The following is an 18307-nucleotide window of genomic DNA, read 5'->3' on the forward strand; positions in this document are numbered from 1 at the left end:
ATCGTGCTCACAGAGTCAACCCCCGCTCGTTGGCCAGCTCGTTCACCGCAGCGACGAAGACCTCCGCGCGGTGGGCATAGTTGCGGAACATGTCCAGGCTCGCGCAGGCCGGGCTCAGCAGCACGCTGTCGCCCGACTGGGCCTGCGCGAAGCACCAGGCGGTGGCGGCCTCCACCGTCGGGTGCGACTGGATAGCCACTTGCACCTCGGCCAGCGCGGCTTCGATCTGCGGACCGTCGTGACCGATCAGCGCAACCGCGCGGGCGTGCTTCACCACGCCATCGCGCAGCGGCGAGAAGTCCTGGCCCTTGCCGTCGCCGCCGAGGATCAGCAGCAGCTTGGCCGGTGCGCGGTCAGCGCCCAGGCCGGTGATCGCAGCCACAGTGGCTCCGACGTTGGTGCCCTTGGAATCGTCGTAGAAGTCGATGCCTTCGATCGCGCCCAGGTACTCGACGCGGTGCGGCTCGCCGCGGTACTCGCGCAGGCCGTGCAGCATCGGCGCCAGCGGGCAGCCGGCACTCGTGGCCAGCGCCAGCGCGGCCAGCGCATTGGCGGCGTTGTGGCGGCCGCGCACGCGCAGCGCGTCGGCGGGCATCAGGCGCTGGATGATGATCTCTTCGTCCTCGTCGTCCTTCTTGCGCTTGACCGTCTCGTCGGCCTCGCGGGCGCGCACCAGCCAGGCCATGCCGGCTTCCTCGATCAGGCCGAAGTCGCCCGGATGGGTCGGCGCGTCGAGCCCGAAGCGCAGGACCTTGCGGCCCACCGACTTCGACGGCCGGCCCCGGCCCTGCTTGACCATCACCGGCGCCGGCACCATGGCCTCGACCAGCGGGTCGTCGCGGTTGATCACCATCACGCCCTGCTCACCGAAGACGCGCGCCTTCGCGCGGCCGTAGGCCGTCATGTCGCCATGCCAGTCGAGGTGGTCCTGCGTCAGGTTCAGCACCGCGCCGGCCGTGGGCTCGAAGCCTTGCACCTCGTCGAGCTGGAAGCTCGACAGCTCCAGCACCCAGACCTCGGGCAGGTGCTCGAACACCGGGCCCTTGGGCGGCGGCGGCTTGATCGGCAGCGGCGCTTCGTCGAGCAGCGCATCGACTTCTTCCAGCGCGGTCAGCTCGACCAGCTCCGCCTCCACGGCCTCGGTCGTTTCCTCTGCGAGTTCCGTGTCCGTGACGGCTTCTTGCGCAGGCTCCAGGTCCAGCGCCTTGGACAAGGTCGTCAGCATGCTCGGGCCGATATTGCCGGCTACCGCGGTGCGCAGGCCGCAGCGCTCGGTCAGCAGGCCGGTCATGCAGGTCGTCGTCGTCTTGCCGTTGGTGCCGGTGATGGCCAGCACGAAGGGCGCGTAGCGGCGTTCGGCCTTCAGATCGGCCAGCGCGCGGGCGAACAGGTCCAGCTCGCCCTGCACCGGCACGCCGGTGGCCTTGGCGAGCTGCAGCAGCGGCGCCAGGCGCGCGTCCAGCGGCGACAGGCCCGGGCTCTTCAGCACCAGTTGCACGCCGCCGAGTTCCGATTCCGGCAGCTCGCCGTGGATGAAGCCGACCTCGGGTAGCTCGACGCGCAGGGTTTCCAGCTGCGGCGGGTTCGGGCGCGAATCCCAGACGCGCACATCGGCCCCATGGCGCCGGCACCAGGCGCACATGGCCAGGCCCGAGTCGCCGAGACCCAGCACGAGAACCTTGATGCCTTGAAGCCTGCTCATCGCCCGGTCACCGCAGCTTCAAGCTGGCCAGGCCGACGAGGCACAGCAGCATGGTGATGATCCAGAAGCGGACGACGACCTGCGTCTCCTTCCAGCCCGACTTCTCGAAGTGATGGTGCAGCGGCGCCATCTTGAAGATGCGCCGACCGGAGCCGAACTTCTTCTTCGTGTACTTGAACCAGCTGACCTGGATCATCACCGACAGCACCTCGGCGACGAACACGCCGCCCATGATGCCCAGCACGATCTCCTGCCGCGTGATCACCGCCAGCGTGCCCAGGCCGCCGCCCAGCGCCAGCGCGCCGACGTCGCCCATGAACACCTGGGCCGGATGGGTGTTGAACCACAGGAAGGCAAGACCTGCCCCCGCCATCGCCGCGCAGAAGATCAGCAGCTCGCCGGCACCGGGGATGTAGGGCAGGATCAGGTAGCGCGAGAACACCGAGGAGCCGGTCACGTAAGCGAACACGCCCAGCGCCGAGCCCACCATCACGACCGGCATGATCGCCAGGCCGTCCAGTCCGTCGGTGAAGTTGACCGCGTTGCTGGTGCCGACGATGACGAAGAACGACAGGCCGATGAAGCCGAACACGCCCAGCGGATAGCTGACCGTCTTGAAGAAGGGCACCAGCAGGTCGGCCTTGGGCGGCAGGCTGGTCGAGAAGCCGCTGGCCACCCAGCGGTAGAACAGCTGCACGACACCCAGGAACGAGGTCTCGGACACGCTGAAGGCCAGGTACAGCGCGGCCACCAGGCCGATCAGGGTCTGCCAGAAGAACTTCTCGCGGCTCCTCATGCCCTCGGGGTTCTTGTCGACGACCTTGCGCCAGTCGTCCGCCCAGCCGATCGCGCCGAAGCCCAGCGTCACCAGCATCACGACCCAGACGAAGCGGTTGCTCCAGTCGAACCACAGGAGCGTGGACACGCCGATGCCGATCAGGATCAGCACACCGCCCATCGTCGGCGTGCCGCTCTTGGCCAGATGCTGCTGCACGCCGTACTCGCGGATCGGCTGGCCGATCTTCATCTCGGTGAGGCGCCGGATCACCCAGGGGCCGAAGGCCAGGCCGATCAGCAGCGCCGTCAGCGCGGCCATCACGGCGCGGAAGGTGATGTAGTTGAAGATGCGCAGGAAGCCCCAGCCGGGCTCCAGCGTCAGCAGCCATTGCGCCAGGCTAAGCAGCATCGGTGGTTCCTCCCTCGATCAGCTTCGCGACCACCTGCTCCATCCTCATGAACCTTGAACCCTTGACCAGAATGTTCTGCATCGCCGGCTCGCTCGGAGCCTCGGCGGGCAAGGCGGCCAGCAACTCGGCCACCGTGTTGAAAGATCGCGCGCCAGCCCCGTAGGCCGCTGCCGCACCGGCAGCCGCCGTGCCTGCCGTCCAGAAATTCGCCAGGCCGCGCTCGGCGGCGTAGCGGCCCACCTCGGCATGGAAGGCGGGGCCCTCGTTGCCGACCTCGCCCATGTCGCCCAGCACCAGCCACGAATCGCCCGGCAGGCCGGCCAGCACATCGATCGCGGCGCGCACGCTGTCGGGGTTGGCGTTGTAGCTGTCGTCGATCAGCGTGACGCGCTGGCCCGAAGCCGCCACGAAGCTCTTCAGCTGCGAGCGGCCCTTGACCGGCTCGAAGCTCTCCAGACCCTTGACGATCGCCGCCAGCGGCGCGCCGGCGGCCAGTGCGCAGGCGGCGGCGGCGAGCGCGTTGCGGACGTTGTGCTCGCCGGCGACCGCGAGCACCACCGGTGCGTCGCCCGCGGGCGTATGCAGTTCCAGCGCCCAATGTCCGGCGTCCATCCAGGTGGCCTTGCCGGTGACGTCGGCCTGGCCCTGCAGCGCGAAGCTCAGCGTCGCTCGATTGCCGGCCATCTGGTGCCAGATCGGCGCGCAGCCGTCCTCGGCCGGGAACACCGCCACCCCGGCCGCGCCCAGGGCCTCGATCACCGCGCCGTTCTCGCGCGCCGCGGCCTCGACCGTCTGCATGAATTCCTGGTGCTCGCGCTGCGCGTTGTTGACCAGCGCGACGCTGGGCTGCGCCATCGCCGCCAGCGGCGCGATCTCGCCGGGGTGGTTCATGCCCAGTTCCACGACCGCGGCGCGGTGGAAGCAGTCGTCGTGCTGGCGCAGGCGCAGCAAGGTCAGCGGCACGCCGATGTCGTTGTTGAAATTGCCCTCGGTCGCCAGCGACTGCGCGCCCAGCCAGGCGCGCAGGATGCTGGAGATCATCTGCGTCACCGTGGTCTTGCCGTTGCTGCCGGCCACTGCTATCAGCGGCAGGTGCAGGTGGCGGCGCCAGGCGGCGGCCAGCAGGCCCAGCGCGGCCTTGGCGTCGGGCACCTCGATGCCAGCCAGGCCCGCTTCGGCGAGGCCGCGCTCGGCCAGCGCTGCGACAGCACCGGAGGCCTTGGCCTGGGCGAGGAAATCGTTCGCGTCGAAGCGCTCGCCGCGCAGCGCGACGAACAGGTCGCCGGCCGCCAGGGTGCGCGTGTCACTGTGGACGCGCAGGAATTCGACGTCCGGGTTGCCAACGAGCTTCGCGCTCGGCAGCGCATCCACCAGCAGGTGGTGCGCCTGGCCCACGGTCATCATCGGGCAGCTGCTCATAACCCCGCCCTCTCGATCAAGGCCAGGCGGCTCTCTTCCACATCGGAGAAGTGATGCCGCTCGCCGGCGATCTCCTGGTAGTCCTCGTGGCCCTTGCCGGCGACGAGGATCACGTCGCGCGGGTCGGCTTCGAGCACCGCCAGGTGCAAGGCCTCGCGACGATCGAGGATGGCGCTACGCGGCACGTCTGCTGCGATGCCGGCCTCGATGTCGGCGAGGATTTGCTCGGGCGCCTCGTGGCGCGGGTTGTCGCTGGTGACGATCACGCGCTGCGCCAGCCGCGCGGCGATGCCGCCCATCAGCGGGCGCTTGGCGCGGTCGCGGTTGCCGCCGCAGCCGAACACGCAGGCCAGCTTGCCGCCGCGCGCCTGGGCCAGCGGGGCCAGCGCCTGCAGCGCCTTCTCCAGCGCGTCGGGCGTGTGGGCGTAGTCCACCACCAGCTGCGGCAGCTCGAGGCCATTGCCCACGCGCTGCATGCGGCCCGGCACCGGCGTGACCTTGCCGATCACCGCGGCGATGTCGGCCAGCGCATGGCCCAGCGCGCGCAGGCCGCCGATCACGGCCAGCAGGTTGGAGACGTTGTACTCGCCGATCAGGCCGGTCTCGACGACGAGGCGGTCGCTGCCCTCATGCAGTTCGAACGCGAGGCCGCCTGCGCGGTAGTGCAGCTCGTGGGCCGACACGCGCGCATCGGCACGGCCGATGGCGTAGCTCCAGACGTCCAGCTTGCCGCCCAGTTCGGCCGCCAGCGCTTCGCCCTTCGGATCATCCAGATTGATCACTGCCGCCTGCAGACCGGCCGCGTCGAACAGCTCGCGCTTGGCCGCCCAGTAGGCATCCATCGAGCCGTGGTAGTCCAGGTGGTCCTGCGTGAAATTGGTGAACAGCGCGACGCGGATCGCGGTGCCCGCAAGGCGGTGCTCCTTCAGCCCGATCGAGGAGGCCTCGATCGCACAGGCACCGTAGCCCTCGTCCAGCATGCGGCGGAACGCAGCCTGCAGCAGCACCGGATCCGGCGTCGTGAGGCCGGTGTATTCGATGGAACCGGGTCGATCCGCCAGCGGCGGCTCGCCCACGCCCAGAGTGCCGACGACACCGCAGCGCTGGCCCAGCAGGCTCAGCGCCTGCGCGGTCCACCAGGCGGTGGAGGTCTTGCCGTTGGTGCCGGTAACGGCGATCACCGGCAAGGTCTGCGTCGGCTCGCCGTAGTAGGCGGCGGCGATCAGGCCGGTCTGCGCCTTCAGGCCCGGCAGCGAGGCGACGCGGGCATCGGTGAAGTGGTGCGCGTCCACGCCCGCGTCCTCGACGAGGCAGGTGGAGGCGCCGGCCGCCAGCGCGGCAGGCACGAACTCGCGGCCGTCGCGCGCATAGCCGGGCCAGGCGATGAAGGCATCGCCCGGCTGCACCGCGCGGCTGTCGGTACGCAGCGCGCCCGTGGTCCATTCCTGGAGCCAGCGGGCGGCGGCGGCGGGGGACTTCAAGTGGGTCAGCATCACGGCACCTGCGGCTTGTTGGTAGGACTGCCGGCGGCCTGGGCCGTGACGATCTGCGACTTCACGTCGACGTCGGGCGGCACGCCCAGGATGCGCAAGGTCTGCGGCGCCAGCTTGGCGAACACCGGCGCCGAGACATAGCCGCCGAAGATGACGCCCGCCGAGGGCTCGTCCACCATCACCGCGACGACGATGCGCGGCTTGTCGATCGGCGCCAGGCCCACGAACCAGGCGCGGTACTTGTTGCCGGCGTAGCCCTTGCCGACCTGCTTGCGCGCGGTGCCGGTCTTGCCGCCCACGCGCCAGCCGTCGACCCGGGCGGCCTTGTTGGCGGCCGTGCCGCCCTCGGACGTCACCATCGACAGCATCTCGCGCACCTCGGCCGCAGTCTTGGCGGAGAACACCTTCACGCCCTGCGCGCGCATGCCCTCGGGCTGCTTGCGGATCGTGATCGGCACCACCTCGCCGTCATGCGCGAAGGCGGTGTAGGCGTGGGCCAGCTGCAGCAGCGAGACCGACAGGCCGTAGCCGTAGGACATCGTCAGCTGCTCGATCGGGCGCCAGCTCTTGTACGGGCGCACGCGGCCGGCGGCCAGGCCCGGAAACTCCACCTGCGGGCGCTGGCCGAAGCCCAGCGCGGTGTACATGTCGTAGAGCTCGCGCGGCTGCATCTGCAGGCCCAGGCGGCCGGCGCCGATATTGCTGGACTTCTGCACGATCTCGGAGACGGTCAGCTGCGCATGCGGCTCGTCGTCGCTGGGCGCGAAGCCGGAGACGACGAGGCTGTGCGGCGCCGTGGTAATGACCGTGTCGGGCCGCACGCGGCCGGTCTCCAGCGCCAGGCCGATGGTGAAGGGCTTCATCGTCGAGCCGGGCTCGGCGGTGTCGGTCAGCGCGCGGTTGCGCAGCTGTTCGCCGCTGAGGTTGACGCGGTTGCCGGGGTCGTAGCTCGGGTAGTTGGCCAGCGCCAGCAGCTCGCCGCTCTGCGCGTCGAGCACCACGACCGAACCGGCCTTGGCCTTGTTGGCGAGCACCGCGTCGCGGATGCGCTGGTAGGCGAAGAACTGGATGGTCGAGTCGATCGACAGGTCGATGTCGCTGCCGTTGACCGCCGGCGTGCTCTCGCCGATGTCGTCGATCACGCGGCCCAGGCGGTCCTTGACGACGGCGCGCGAACCGTCGCGGCCCTGCAGGTCCTTCTGGAAGGCCAGCTCGATGCCTTCCTGGCCCTTGTCGTCGGCATTGGTGAAGCCGACCACGTGGGCCGAGGCCTCGCCTTCCGGATACTTGCGCTTGTACTCGCGGTCCTGAACGATGCCCTTCAGCCCCAGGGCCTTGATCTTGGCGGCGGTGTCGTCGTCGGCCAGGCGGCGCAGCCAGACGAAACGACTGGCCGGGTCGAGCTTCTTCTCCAGCTCGGCATTGCTGATACCGAGGATCTTGGCGAGCTGCGCGCGCTTGGCCGGGTCCTCGTCCACATCCTTCGGGATGGCCCAGAACGAGGGCACGGCGACGCTGGCCGCCAGCACCTTGCCTTCACGGTCGGAGATGCGGCCGCGGCTGGCCGGCAGCTCCAGCGTGTGGGCGTAGCGGGCCTCACCCTGCTTCTGGAAGAACTGGGTGTCGATGACCTGGACGAACAGCGCACGCACCAGCAGGCCGGCGAAGGCCAGGCCCACCAGCGCGACCAGGAAGCGCGAACGCCAGGGCGGCGTCTTCGAGGCCAGCAGCGGGCTGGTCGAATAGTTGACGCCGCGCGTGCTCAGCGCGCGGGCGCCGCGTTGATCGTCGGACTTGGCGCGGCGCAGCTTCATGGTTGCGCTCCCGTGACCGGAGACGCAGCGTTCGCGCGCTTGTCGTCGACATCCTGGCTCACGGCCGGAGTGATCGGCCGCATCTTCAGGCGATCGATGGCCACCTGCTCGACGCGCAGATTGGTCGCCTGCGCATGGCGCTCGGCCTCCAGGCGCTGGCTTTCCAGCTCGAGCCGGTTGGCCTCGTTCCGGGCGCGATCCACGGCGGTGTAGAGGCGGCGCGCGTCGTAGGCGCTGCGCACGAGCACGATGCCGCTGGCGATCGCCGCGATCAGGAGCAGGAGGTTGAGCTTGCCCAGCATGGTCGTCTCGTCACTCGCCGCGGCGGCGCTTGTGATGGACCGGGGGCAGCGGAGCATCGGTGCGCTCGGCCACGCGCAGCACGGCGGAGCGCGCACGCGGGTTGGCGCTGACCTCGGCGTCGCTGGGCTTGATGCGCGCGATGGCCTTCAGCGCCAGCGGCTTCGGCTCGGCGAACATCGCGCGGCGGTCCACCACTTCCTTGGCGTGCTCGGCGATGAAGTTCTTGACGATGCGGTCTTCCAGCGAATGGAAGCTGATCACCGCCAGACGGCCGCCCGGCGCCAGCAGGCTCAGGGCCGCGCTCAGGGCTTGTTCGAGCTCCTCAAGCTCGGCATTGACGTGAATCCGAAGCGCTTGAAACGTGCGCGTTGCAGGATTCTGGCCTGCCTCTCGGGTCTTGACCGCGCGAGCCACGATCTCGGACAGCTCGTCTGTGCTTCGTACGGGCTGACCACTCTCGCGGCGAGCAACAAGCGCCTTTGCAATCTGTGAAGCAAACCGTTCTTCCCCATAGTGGCGTATCACCTCCGTGATCTGGCGCTCGTCCGCACGGGCCAGGAAATCCGCGGCGCTCTCGCCGCGGGTGGTGTCCATGCGCATGTCCAGCGGGCCGCTGAAGCGGAAGCTGAAACCGCGCTCGGGGTTATCGATCTGCGGGCTGCTGACGCCCAGATCCAGCAGGATCCCCTGCACCTGCGCCAGGCCCAGCGCGGCGAGCTGCGCGCGCATGTCGGCGAAGGCGGAATGGACGATGGAAAAACGCGGATCATCGATCCGCGTGGCTCCGGTGGTCGCCGCCGCGACCGCCTCGGGATCGCGGTCGATCGCGATCAAGCGGCCATCGGGCGCCAGCCTGGACAGCAGCAGCCGCGAATGGCCGCCGCGGCCGAAGGTGCCGTCCACGTAGATGCCGGACGGGTCGTTCAGCACGCCGTCCACCGTTTCGTGCAAGAGCACGGTGGTGTGGGAAAACAGAGGGGCGTCGCTCATGGCCGTCAGATGCTCAGGCCCTTGACCGAGTCGGGCATGTCGGATTCCGCCGTGGCGGCCAGCACTTCCTCGTTGGCGACGTGGGTCGGCGTATCCCACAGCTCGAAATGGTTGCCCATGCCCAGCAGCGTGACGGCCTTGTCGAGCTTGGCGGCGGCGCGGAGTTCGGGCGAAACGAGGATGCGGCCGGCGCTGTCGATCTCGACGTCCATCGCATTGCCGAGGTACATGCGCTTCCAGGCCGTCGCTTCCATCGGCAGCGCGGCGACGCGCTCGCGGACGATCTCCCACTCGGGGCGCGGGTAGATGACCAGGCAGCCCTTGTTGCGCGTGATCGTCAGCGCGCCGCCGCACAGGGCCTGCAGGACTTCGCGGTGGCGTGTCGGGACGGCCAGACGCCCTTTGGCATCCATTGCCAAAGCGTTAGCCCCCTGGAACACAAAATTTGCCACTCAGACCCACCGTTCACCACTTTCCGACACTATAAATGCCGAAGGCGGGTCCATCAAGGCAAGTCAGCAGAAAATTTCAATCAAATCAATGACTTACAGCCGGTTTCTAGAATTCAGGAAATTAAAAGTCTTTCCAAAAGAAGGACTTGCGAAGTGGTGTGCAAGTGGTGGATGAAGTTTTCCAAAGAATAACGCCGGACCCCGAAAACATAGGGGGTCCGGCGTTGTCGAAATCGGCTGGCCGATTTCTACTGGATGGAATATCAGGTATTTCGTCGAACCGGTCCAGTCTGGATTTCCAGTAATGCCCATTCTGCGTCCGAGTAGAGCCGTGAGCGCGTCAGAAAGCGCAGGCCTTCAGACCCCTCCAGCGAGAACATGCCACCGCGGCCCGACACCACGTCGATGATCAGGTGCGTGTGCTGCCAGTACTCGAACTGCGGGCCGCTGATGTAGAAGGGCACGCCGCCGATCTCGCCCAGCAGCCGGTCGTAGTCGCCGATGACGAACTCGCGCGCCGGGTAGCACATCGGCGCACTGCCGTCGCAGCAGCCGCCGGACTGGTGGAACATCAGCGGGCCGTACTTGGCGCGCAGGCGTTCGATCAGTGCCAGCGCGGCGGCGGTGACGGACACGCGGCTGACCTCGGTGACCTCCACGTGCGCGCTCCTTAGAAGAAGCCCAGCTTGTTCTCGCTGTACGAGACTAGCAGGTTCTTCGTCTGCTGGTAGTGGTCCAGCATCATCTTGTGGTTCTCGCGGCCGATGCCCGACTGCTTGTAGCCGCCGAAGGCCGCGTGCGCCGGGTACTGGTGGTAGCAATTGGTCCACACGCGACCGGCCTGGATGCCCTTGCCCATGCGGAAAGCGGTGTTCATGTCGCGGCTCCACACGCCGGCACCCAGGCCGTAGAGCGTGTCGTTGGCGATGGACAGCGCCTCGGCCTCGTCTTTGAAGGTGGTCACCGACACGACCGGGCCGAAGATCTCCTCCTGGAAGATGCGCATCTTGTTGTGGCCCTTGAACACCGTGGGCTTCACGTAGTAGCCGCCTTCGAGGTCACCGGCGAGGTGGTTGCGCTCGCCGCCAGCCAGCACCTGGGCACCTTCCTGGCGGCCGATGTCCAGATAGCTGAGGATCTTCTCCAGCTGCTCGCTGGAGGCCTGCGCGCCGATCATCGTGTCCATGTCCAGCGGGTTGCCCTGCTTGATCGCGGCCACGCGCTTGATGGCACGCTCGATGAAGGCGTCGTAGATCGATTCCTGCACCAGCACGCGGCTGGGGCAGGTGCAGACCTCGCCCTGGTTCAGCGCGAACATCGCGAAGCCTTCCAGCGCCTTGTCGAAGAAGGCGTCGTCCTTGCTCATCACATCGGCGAAGAAGATGTTGGGGCTCTTGCCGCCCAGCTCCAGCGTGACCGGGATCAGGTTCTGGCTGGCGTACTGGCTGATCAGGCGGCCCGTGGTCGTTTCGCCGGTGAAGGCGATCTTGCCGATGCGGTTGCTGGAGGCCAGCGGCTTGCCCGCTTCCAGGCCGAAACCGTTGACGATGTTCAGCACGCCCGGGGGCAGCAGGTCGCCCACCAGTTCGGCCAAGACGAGGATCGAGACCGGCGTCTGCTCGGCCGGCTTCAGCACGACGCAGTTGCCGGCGGCCAGCGCCGGGGCGAGCTTCCACACCGCCATCAGCAGCGGGAAGTTCCAGGGAATGATCTGACCCACGACGCCGATCGGCTCATGGAAGTGATAGGCGTAGGTCTGGTCGTCGATCTGGCTGATGCCGCCCTCCTGGCTGCGCACGCAGGCGGCGAAGTAGCGGAAGTGGTCGACGGCCAGCGGCAGGTCGGCGAAGGTCGTTTCGCGAATCGGCTTGCCGTTGTCCCAGGTCTCCGCAGCCGCGAGCATCGGCAGGTTCTGCTCCATCCGGTCGGCGATCTTATTGAGGATATTGGCGCGCTCGGTGGGTGAGGTCTTGCCCCAGGCGGCCTTGGCCTTGTGGGCGGCGTCCAGCGCGCGGTCCACGTCCTCCGCGGTGGAGCGCGGGATCTCGCAGAAGGTCCGGCCCGTCACCGGCGTGATGTTCTCGAAGTACTGGCCGCCCGAGGGCGCCACCCACTCGCCGCCGATGTAGTTGCCGTAGCGCTTCTTGAAAGCCACCGCGGTGCCGAATTTGCCGGGTTCGAGCATGTCCATGTCGTCGTCTCCAAATGCCTGTGTTGAGGAATCGTCATCGGCCGTGCCTTGCGGCGGCCGCAGCGGATACAGCGCACGTCGCGTGCCAGGGCGCCGGCGGCCGCCGATACGCCGGATTCGCCGCTGCATCACGGGGAAATCACCGCTGCGCTGCTCCACGCTGCAACAGCGCGGCGCGCCTTCTGCTTCGCCGTGCAGCGTTGCCGTCGGCCAGCGACGCTGCACGGAAGTTGCTTCGATGCCCGGCACAGGAGACATGAAAGACAGCTATGCATAGACGGCAAGTTCTCGGCGCGCTGGGTCTGCTCGGCGCGGCCCCGTGCCTCGCCCAGGATGCGGACCCGTTCGCCACGCTGGGTTGGCCCGAGCTGCGGCGCGAGTTCCTCGCTGGCGGCACGGCGTGCTTCGACGCACGCGTCACCGTGGAAGGCCCGGCCTTCGCGGAGGACCCGATGAACGTGCCGGTGGGCATCTCGGCCGAGGCGCTGGGCGAGGAGGTGGAGCAGATCCGCGTGATCGTCGACCGCAACCCCATCCGCCGCGTGCTGGACTTCTACCCGGGCGCCGGCGTGCGGCCCAGCCTGGGCCTGCGCTTCAAGCTCGAACAGGCCAGCCCCGTGCGTGCGGCCGTGCGCCTGCGCGATGGCAGCTGGCGCGTCGGTGGCGCACTCGTCGATTCGGCAGGCGGCGGCTGCACGGTGCCGGGCCAGACGCGGCGCGACGGTTCCTGGACGCAGCACCTCGGCGAGATCAGCGCACGCCTGTTCGCACGCGAGGGCGGCGCGCGCCTGCGCCTGCGCGTGATGCATCCGATGGACACGGGCCTCGCCGGCGGCATCCCGGCCTTCCACCTGCAGCATCTGGCCCTGCGGGACGCTACAGGACGGGAGCTGCTGCGCATGGACTGCGCCGAGCCGCTCAGCGAGAACCCGGTCTTCAGCTTCGACCTGATCGGGCCGCCGCCCGGCCCATTGCGCATCGAGGCCGACGACAACAACGGCAACCGCTTCGAGGGAGCGGTCGCATCATGAGCATGACGATCGCCCGCCTGAAGCTGCGGCACCAGTTCATGCTGGCACTGCTGCTGGTCATGCTCTGCGCCGTGCCGGCCCTGCTCTTCGCGGCCGAGCCGCTCGACTACCGCTTGAAGGCGCGCGCGCTGGCGCCGGGCGTCTGGGTCGTCGAGGGCGCCCAGGCGGACTTCGCGCCGGCCAATGGCTGCAACATCATCAACACCGGCTTCGTGGCCACCGGCGCGGGCGTGATCGTCGTCAACACCGGGCCGTCCTACCGCTACGGGCAGCAGTTGCGCGCGCTGATCGAGCAGACGACGACGGAGCCCATCGTCCGCGTCGTCAACCTGAACCAGCACCCGGACTACTTCCTCGGCAACCAGGCTTTCGCCGATGTGCCGCGCGCCGCGACGCCGGCCACCCGTGCCGCCATCGCCCGCGATGGCCCAGCCTTCGAGGACAACCTCTACCGCCTCTGCGGCGACTGGATGGCGGGCACGCACACGCTGCCGCCGGACACCGATGCCGCGGTAGGCAGCGAGACGGTCGGCCAGCGCCGGCTCGAATGGATGGAACTCGCCGGCCATACCGACAGCGACCTCGTGCTGAGCGTGGACGACCAGGTGCTGTTCACCGGCGGTCTGGTCTTCAGCCAGCGGATCCCGACCACGCCGCACGCGCGCCTCGATGCCTGGCGCGCCAGCCTGGACCGGCTCGCCGCACTGCCGCCGATGCAGCTCGTGCCCAGCCACGGCAGCGTCAACAAGCCCGATGCCATCGCACAGACCGCGCGCTATCTCGACTGGCTCGATACCCGCCTGCGGGCCGCCGCCGCACAGGGCCTGGACATCCCCGAGATCCTGCGCCTGCCGGTGCCCGAGGAGTTCAGCCGCCAGGCCGCCTTCGCCACCGAGTACCCGCGCAACATCGTCCATCTGTACCCGCGCTACGAGCAGGCCGCACTGCGCCATTGAGGCAGGCCGTCACAGCCTGGCGCGCAATCCCTGTTCGATGCTGTAGCAGCCGCCCGGAGAAACCCGGGCCGGCCGGGTCGATTTCCCGCCCCCGGCGCACCGCGCAGCCGTGGCATGTTTCTTGACCTCCTGTCCCTCGCAGGCAGCCGCCGAACAGCGCGGCCCTGGCCCCGACGATTCCAACCCTCCGAGGAGACAAAGATGCACACGAAGAAGCTACTGCCCGCCCTGCTTGCGGCGGCGATGAGCGCCCCATCGGCCCAGGCCGCCGTGACCGAGAAGATGATCGAGGACTCGGCCAAGACCGGCACGGAGGTCCTCTCCTGGGGCATCGGCACCAACGGCCAGCGCTACTCGCCGCTGAAGCAGGTCAGCACCGGCAACGCAGCCCGGCTGGTGCCGGCCTGGGCCTTCTCCTTCGGCGGCGAGAAGCAGCGCGGCCAGGAGTCGCAGCCGCTGATCCACGACGGCCGCATGTTCGTCACCGCCTCCTACTCGCGCCTGTACGCGCTGGACGCGGCCACCGGCAAGAAGCTGTGGAAGTACGAGCACCGCCTGCCCGAGGGCATCATGCCCTGCTGCGACGTGGTGAACCGTGGCGCCGCGCTGTTCGACAAGCTGGTCATCTTCGCCACGCTGGATGCGCAGTTGGTGGCGCTGGACCAGGCCACCGGCGACGTGGTGTGGAAGGAGAAGATCGACGACTACGCCGCCGGCTACTCGGCCACGGCCGCGCCCATCATCGCCAACGGCCTGCTGCTGACCGGCGTGTCCGGCGGCGAGTTCGGCGTGGTCGGCCGGGTCGAGGCGCGCGACCCGCGGACCGGCAAACTCGTGTGGACGCGGCCCACCGTCGAGGGCCACATGGGCTACACCTACGACAAGGACGGCAAGAAGCAGGAAGCCGGCATCTCCGGCACGCCGGGCAAGAGCTGGCCCGGCGATCTGTGGAAGACCGGCGGCGCCGCCACCTGGATGGGCGGCAGCTACGACCCGAAGACGGGCCTGGCCTACTTCGGCACCGGCAACCCGGCCCCGTGGAACAGCCACCTGCGCCAGGGCGACAACCTGTTCTCCTGCTCCACCGTGGCCATCGACGTGAAGACCGGCCAGATCAAGTGGCACTACCAGGCCACGCCCAACGACGGCTGGGACTTCGACGGCGTCAACGAGTTCGTCACCTTCGACCTGGACGGCCGGCGCGTCGGCGGCAAGGCCGACCGCAACGGCTTCTTCTACGTGATCGATGCGAACAACGGCAAGCTGCAGAACGCCTTCCCCTTCGTCAAGAAGCTGACCTGGGCCACCGGCGTGGACCTGAAGACCGGCCGGCCCAACTTCGTGCCCGAGAACCGCCCCGGCGACCCGACCGCCGGCGCCGACGGCAAGAAGGGCAGCTCGATCTTCTCGGCGCCCAGCTTCCTGGGCGGCAAGAACCAGATGCCGATGGCCTACTCGCCCGACACCGGGCTGTTCTACGTGCCGGCCAACGAATGGGGCATGGAGATCTGGAACGAGCCGATCACCTACAAGAAGGGCGCCGCCTACCTGGGCGCGGGCTTCACGATCAAGACGATCAACGACGACTACATCGGCGCGCTGCGCGCGATCGACCCGAAGAGCGGCAAGATCGTCTGGGAGGTGAAGAACGGCGCGCCGCTGTGGGGCGGCGTGCTGACCACCGGCGGCAACCTCGTGTTCTGGGGCACGCCCGAGGGCTACCTGAAGGCGGCCGACGCGAAGACGGGCAAGGTCGTCTGGCAGTTCCAGACCGGCTCCGGCGTCGTCGCGCCGCCGGTCACCTGGATGCAGGGCGGCGAGCAGTACGTCAGCGTCGTGTCCGGCTGGGGCGGCGCGGTGCCGCTGTGGGGTGGCGAGGTGGCCAAGAAGGTCAGCCTGCTGGAACAGGGCGGCATGGTGTGGGTGTTCAAGCTCTCGGGCGGCGCGCCGGCCGCGGCGGCCGAGTGATGCGGCGCCGCGGCTTCATCGGCCTGGCGCTCGCCGCCGGGCCCGCGTTCGCGCAGCGCGGCGCTCACGTCGAGGAGAGCGACGAGCAGGCGGTCGCGCTGAACTACCGGCACGAGACCGCCAGCGTCGACAAGGCGAAGTTCCCCCGCCACGACGCGGGGCAGCGCTGCAGCAACTGCAGCTTCTGGCAGGGCAAGCCGGAAGACGCCTGGGCCGGCTGCGCGATGTTCGGCCGCAAGCACATCGCCAACGCCGGCTGGTGCCAGGCCTGGTCGAAGCAGCCCTGAGGTCCTTCACTCCCAGGACGTCAGCTCCAGCGTCCGCGAGCCGCCCACCAGGAAGGGCGAATGGGCCGGCTCGCGGCGCTCCAGCCGCACCAGGCCCACGCCCGGGCAGTACCACTCCAAGGTGGCTAGCGGCAGCTCGCGCCAGCCCGATGCCGGGTCCACGTAGACCCGCACGCTCGCCGCGCCCGCCACCCGCAGGCAGCCGGCGAAGCGGCCCGCCGGCGTCTGCACCTCCAGGCCCGCCGCCTCGACCCGGTAGCTCATGCTCACCTCGCCGCTGCGGTGGCGCAGCTCGGGCGGGAACTCGCTGCGGCGCGTCAGCAGGTAGGGCACGGTGCCCGCCTGCCACTGGGTGCCCGGCGCATACGGGGCCTTCAGCACGTAGCGCCGCGCCGGATCGGGCTGGGGCTCCGCCTCCAGGTCGGTCCGGCTGGCGATGCGGTAGATGCCCGTCTCGTCCGCCCGCAACCAGTAGACGAGGCCGTCGTCGCTGCGCCGGCGCCAGCCCTGCACGTCCGCCCCCAGGGTGCGCAGCGTGAGCGTCTCCACCGTGTCGCCGCCGTCCTCCATCTCGGTGCTGACGCGATAGGTCCAGCGGTGGCCGCCGGCCAGCGGGAACAACTCGTCCGAGGGCGCGCGGCGCCCGCAGGCGGCCAGCGAGGCGACGGCGCCGAGCAGGATGAACAAGCGGCGCATCGTTTACTTCTCCGGCAACTGCGGCCTGGGCAGGTCGCGCAGCTTCAGCACCTGCTCGTTGGCACCGGGCCGCAGCCAGGACAGGCCACCCTGCCCCGGCCGGGGCTCGGCACTGCCGAGCTGGCTGACGCCTTCGCGGACCTTCTTCATGCCCTCGTTCAGCAGCGCATGGAGGTCCTTCGCGTAGGGCAGGCGGAAGGCCCGCGGCTGCTCGGCCGGACGGCCGTCCTCCAGCGCGTTGACCCAGACGTAGATGGCGCCGGGACGCTGCGCCGAAGGCTCGTCGATCACCGCGGCCAGCAGCACGAAGCGCGGCGGCAGCGGCTCGCCGCTGGGCCGGCCCCACACCTCGCGCACCGCGCCGTCGGCAAAGAAGTAGAAGCCGCTCACGCCCAGCACCAGCAGCGCCTTCAGCCACACCGGCCAGCGCGACCACAGCAGCGCCATCAGCGCGACGAACAGGAGGGCGACGAAGCCCAGCAGCACGGCGAGGGTCATGGGGACTGGAACTCCTGGACGAGCTGCCGCGGCAGCGTGTTGACGTCGACGACCGTGCCGTCCGGCCGCAAGGTGAAGCGCGCCGCCGTGGCCTCGTCGCCCTGGCGGGCCAGGGTCAGCCGCCCTTGGAACACCACCTCGGCGCGCGGGTTGACCTTGACGACGGTGGTCGTCACCTCCACCGGCTGGCCGTCGCGCGAGCGGTAGTAGTGGGCATTGACGGTGAACTCGCCCGGCACGATGCCGCGCAGGGTCACCACCTCCTGGCGAAACGGGCTCTCGATGCGACGGCCGTCCACGACGATCGCATCGTTGGCGTCGCCGCGGTCGTCCCGGTCCAGGTACATCAGCCCCGCCTCGCGATTGCGGAACCACACCATCTGGCCGGCCGGGTCCTGCACCCAGGCGTCGATGTCGTTCGGATTGCGGTCGGGCCAGGCCACGGTGATCAGGTACTCGGCCTTGGACGGGATGTCGCCGGCCTTCAGGGCCTTGGGGTTCATCGCCAGCAGCGCCACGATGAAGCAGAAGACGAAGCCGATCAGCAGGTTGAACAGCATGTCGTAGAAGGGATCGACCTCGGCCTCGCGGCCGCCGCGCCGCCGCGCCCTCATGGCAGGGACCTCATGACAGGCCCTGGCGCTGGATGTCCGCCGCCAGCGCATCGGCGTAGCGGTCCAGCCGGGTCAGCTGCAGGCCCAGCAGGATGTTGCCGACCAGGCCCACCATCGTCGTCAGCAGCGCCACGCCGAGGCCGCTGGTGAGGCTGCGCAGCAGCTCCGGCGACTGCGCCGGATCGAAGCTGCGCGCCGAGCCGATCTCCAGCGCCAGCATCGAGAAGCCGATCACCTTGCCCAGCAGCCCCAGCTTCAACTGCAGGCCGTTGACCCACCAGGCCGGACCGTGCGGCCCGTGGGTGGACTCCAGCAGCAGCTCCAGCGCCGCGGCCGGGTCGGCGGCGCGGGCCTTGCGGTAGTCGGCGGCCCAGCCACCAGCGCCCTGCAGCCGGCCGCGCTCACGCTGCAGCAGCCGCGCCCGCGCGCCGCACCACAGCGTGGCCGCGACGAAGAGGATCAGGATGGCGAGCGTGATGCCGGTCGGGTCGGAGCGCAGCAGCAGGCCCAGCACGCCGCGCCCGCCCAGCAGCCAACCGGCGAAGCCGAACAGCCCGGCGAGCGCGAGCCATTCGAGCCACAAGGGCTCCGGCAGCGCGACGGGCACCGCGCCCCTTCTTGTACTTGTCTCCATGGCCCTGCGGGCTGCAAGAGGCATGCCGTGCGTTCAGGGCCGTGGCGGGCCGGTCGCGCGGGCCCGACTGCT

The 18307-nt window shown here is 69.3% G+C and carries 18 protein-coding genes; 4 read left to right on the plus strand and 14 right to left on the minus strand.

Features of this window, described 5'->3' with window-relative positions; all coding sequences use genetic code 11:
* Positions 1-7 precede the first annotated feature (7 nt).
* From murD to adh, 10 genes are all read right to left on the minus strand, one after another.
* The gene (gene murD, locus SNE35_RS01155) at positions 8-1702 is read right to left on the minus strand and encodes a UDP-N-acetylmuramoyl-L-alanine--D-glutamate ligase (protein ID WP_320420926.1); all 1695 of its coding nucleotides are present in this window, start codon (positions 1700-1702) and stop codon (positions 8-10) included.
* A 7-nt stretch (positions 1703-1709) separates the two neighbouring features.
* A complete protein-coding gene (mraY, locus tag SNE35_RS01160; protein WP_320420927.1) occupies positions 1710-2888 on the minus strand; it encodes a phospho-N-acetylmuramoyl-pentapeptide-transferase in 1179 nt (392 codons plus the stop codon).
* Complete coding sequence (locus SNE35_RS01165) at positions 2878-4308, minus strand: UDP-N-acetylmuramoyl-tripeptide--D-alanyl-D-alanine ligase (protein ID WP_320420928.1); 1431 nt, start codon at positions 4306-4308, stop codon at positions 2878-2880. The genes mraY and SNE35_RS01165 overlap by 11 nt, the downstream gene beginning before the upstream one ends.
* On the minus strand, positions 4305-5801 hold the full coding sequence (locus SNE35_RS01170) for a UDP-N-acetylmuramoyl-L-alanyl-D-glutamate--2,6-diaminopimelate ligase (protein WP_320420929.1): 1497 nt from the start codon (positions 5799-5801) through the stop codon (positions 4305-4307). The genes SNE35_RS01165 and SNE35_RS01170 overlap by 4 nt, the downstream gene beginning before the upstream one ends.
* On the minus strand, positions 5801-7615 hold the full coding sequence (locus tag SNE35_RS01175) for a peptidoglycan D,D-transpeptidase FtsI family protein (RefSeq protein WP_320420930.1): 1815 nt from the start codon (positions 7613-7615) through the stop codon (positions 5801-5803). Before SNE35_RS01175 ends, SNE35_RS01170 begins: the two co-directional genes overlap by 1 nt.
* Positions 7612-7917: a cell division protein FtsL gene (gene ftsL / locus SNE35_RS01180; protein WP_320420931.1), complete on the minus strand. Its 306-nt coding sequence runs from the start codon at positions 7915-7917 to the stop codon at positions 7612-7614. Before ftsL ends, SNE35_RS01175 begins: the two co-directional genes overlap by 4 nt.
* Positions 7918-7927: 10 nt before the next feature.
* Positions 7928-8908, minus strand: coding sequence for a 16S rRNA (cytosine(1402)-N(4))-methyltransferase RsmH (gene rsmH / locus SNE35_RS01185; protein ID WP_320420933.1), 981 nt, complete (start codon positions 8906-8908; stop codon positions 7928-7930).
* A 5-nt stretch (positions 8909-8913) separates the two neighbouring features.
* Positions 8914-9348, minus strand: a complete 435-nt coding sequence (gene mraZ / locus SNE35_RS01190) for a division/cell wall cluster transcriptional repressor MraZ (RefSeq protein WP_320421593.1) — start codon at positions 9346-9348, stop codon at positions 8914-8916.
* Positions 9349-9623: 275 nt separating this feature from the next.
* On the minus strand, positions 9624-10019 hold the full coding sequence (locus SNE35_RS01195) for a DUF779 domain-containing protein (protein ID WP_320420934.1): 396 nt from the start codon (positions 10017-10019) through the stop codon (positions 9624-9626).
* Between the two features lie 11 nt (positions 10020-10030).
* Positions 10031-11551 carry an aldehyde dehydrogenase gene (adh, locus tag SNE35_RS01200; protein WP_320420935.1) on the minus strand — a complete coding sequence of 507 codons (1521 nt, stop codon included), beginning with the start codon at positions 11549-11551 and terminating at the stop codon, positions 10031-10033.
* 269 nt (positions 11552-11820) lie between these two features.
* Here adh and SNE35_RS01205 point away from each other — a divergent pair, with 269 nt between their 5' ends.
* The 4 genes from SNE35_RS01205 to SNE35_RS01220 all read left to right on the plus strand — a co-directional run bounded on the left by SNE35_RS01205 (position 11821) and on the right by SNE35_RS01220 (position 15793).
* Positions 11821-12582: a quinoprotein dehydrogenase-associated SoxYZ-like carrier gene (locus SNE35_RS01205; protein ID WP_320420936.1), complete on the plus strand. Its 762-nt coding sequence runs from the start codon at positions 11821-11823 to the stop codon at positions 12580-12582.
* Positions 12579-13538 carry a quinoprotein relay system zinc metallohydrolase 1 gene (locus SNE35_RS01210; RefSeq protein WP_320420937.1) on the plus strand — a complete coding sequence of 320 codons (960 nt, stop codon included), beginning with the start codon at positions 12579-12581 and terminating at the stop codon, positions 13536-13538. Before SNE35_RS01205 ends, SNE35_RS01210 begins: the two co-directional genes overlap by 4 nt.
* A 201-nt stretch (positions 13539-13739) precedes the next feature.
* A complete protein-coding gene (locus tag SNE35_RS01215) occupies positions 13740-15506 on the plus strand; it encodes a PQQ-dependent methanol/ethanol family dehydrogenase (protein ID WP_320420938.1) in 1767 nt (588 codons plus the stop codon).
* A complete protein-coding gene (locus SNE35_RS01220; RefSeq protein WP_320420940.1) occupies positions 15506-15793 on the plus strand; it encodes a high-potential iron-sulfur protein in 288 nt (95 codons plus the stop codon). Before SNE35_RS01215 ends, SNE35_RS01220 begins: the two co-directional genes overlap by 1 nt.
* A 6-nt stretch (positions 15794-15799) precedes the next feature.
* On the opposite strand, the gene SNE35_RS01225 is transcribed toward SNE35_RS01220, so the two are convergent.
* From SNE35_RS01225 to SNE35_RS01240, 4 genes are read right to left on the minus strand one after another with little or no spacing between them, the layout of a single operon-like run.
* A complete protein-coding gene (locus SNE35_RS01225) occupies positions 15800-16489 on the minus strand; it encodes a hypothetical protein (RefSeq protein WP_320420941.1) in 690 nt (229 codons plus the stop codon).
* A gap of 3 nt (positions 16490-16492) precedes the next feature.
* Positions 16493-16987 carry a hypothetical protein gene (locus tag SNE35_RS01230; protein ID WP_320420942.1) on the minus strand — a complete coding sequence of 165 codons (495 nt, stop codon included), beginning with the start codon at positions 16985-16987 and terminating at the stop codon, positions 16493-16495.
* Positions 16984-17601, minus strand: coding sequence for a DUF2135 domain-containing protein (locus SNE35_RS01235; protein WP_320420943.1), 618 nt, complete (start codon positions 17599-17601; stop codon positions 16984-16986). Before SNE35_RS01235 ends, SNE35_RS01230 begins: the two co-directional genes overlap by 4 nt.
* 10 nt (positions 17602-17611) lie before the next feature.
* Positions 17612-18208, minus strand: coding sequence for a hypothetical protein (locus SNE35_RS01240; protein ID WP_320420944.1), 597 nt, complete (start codon positions 18206-18208; stop codon positions 17612-17614).
* Positions 18209-18307 lie beyond the last annotated feature (99 nt).

This window comes from Roseateles agri (assembly GCF_034043675.1).
Taxonomy (GTDB): domain Bacteria; phylum Pseudomonadota; class Gammaproteobacteria; order Burkholderiales; family Burkholderiaceae_C; genus KK5.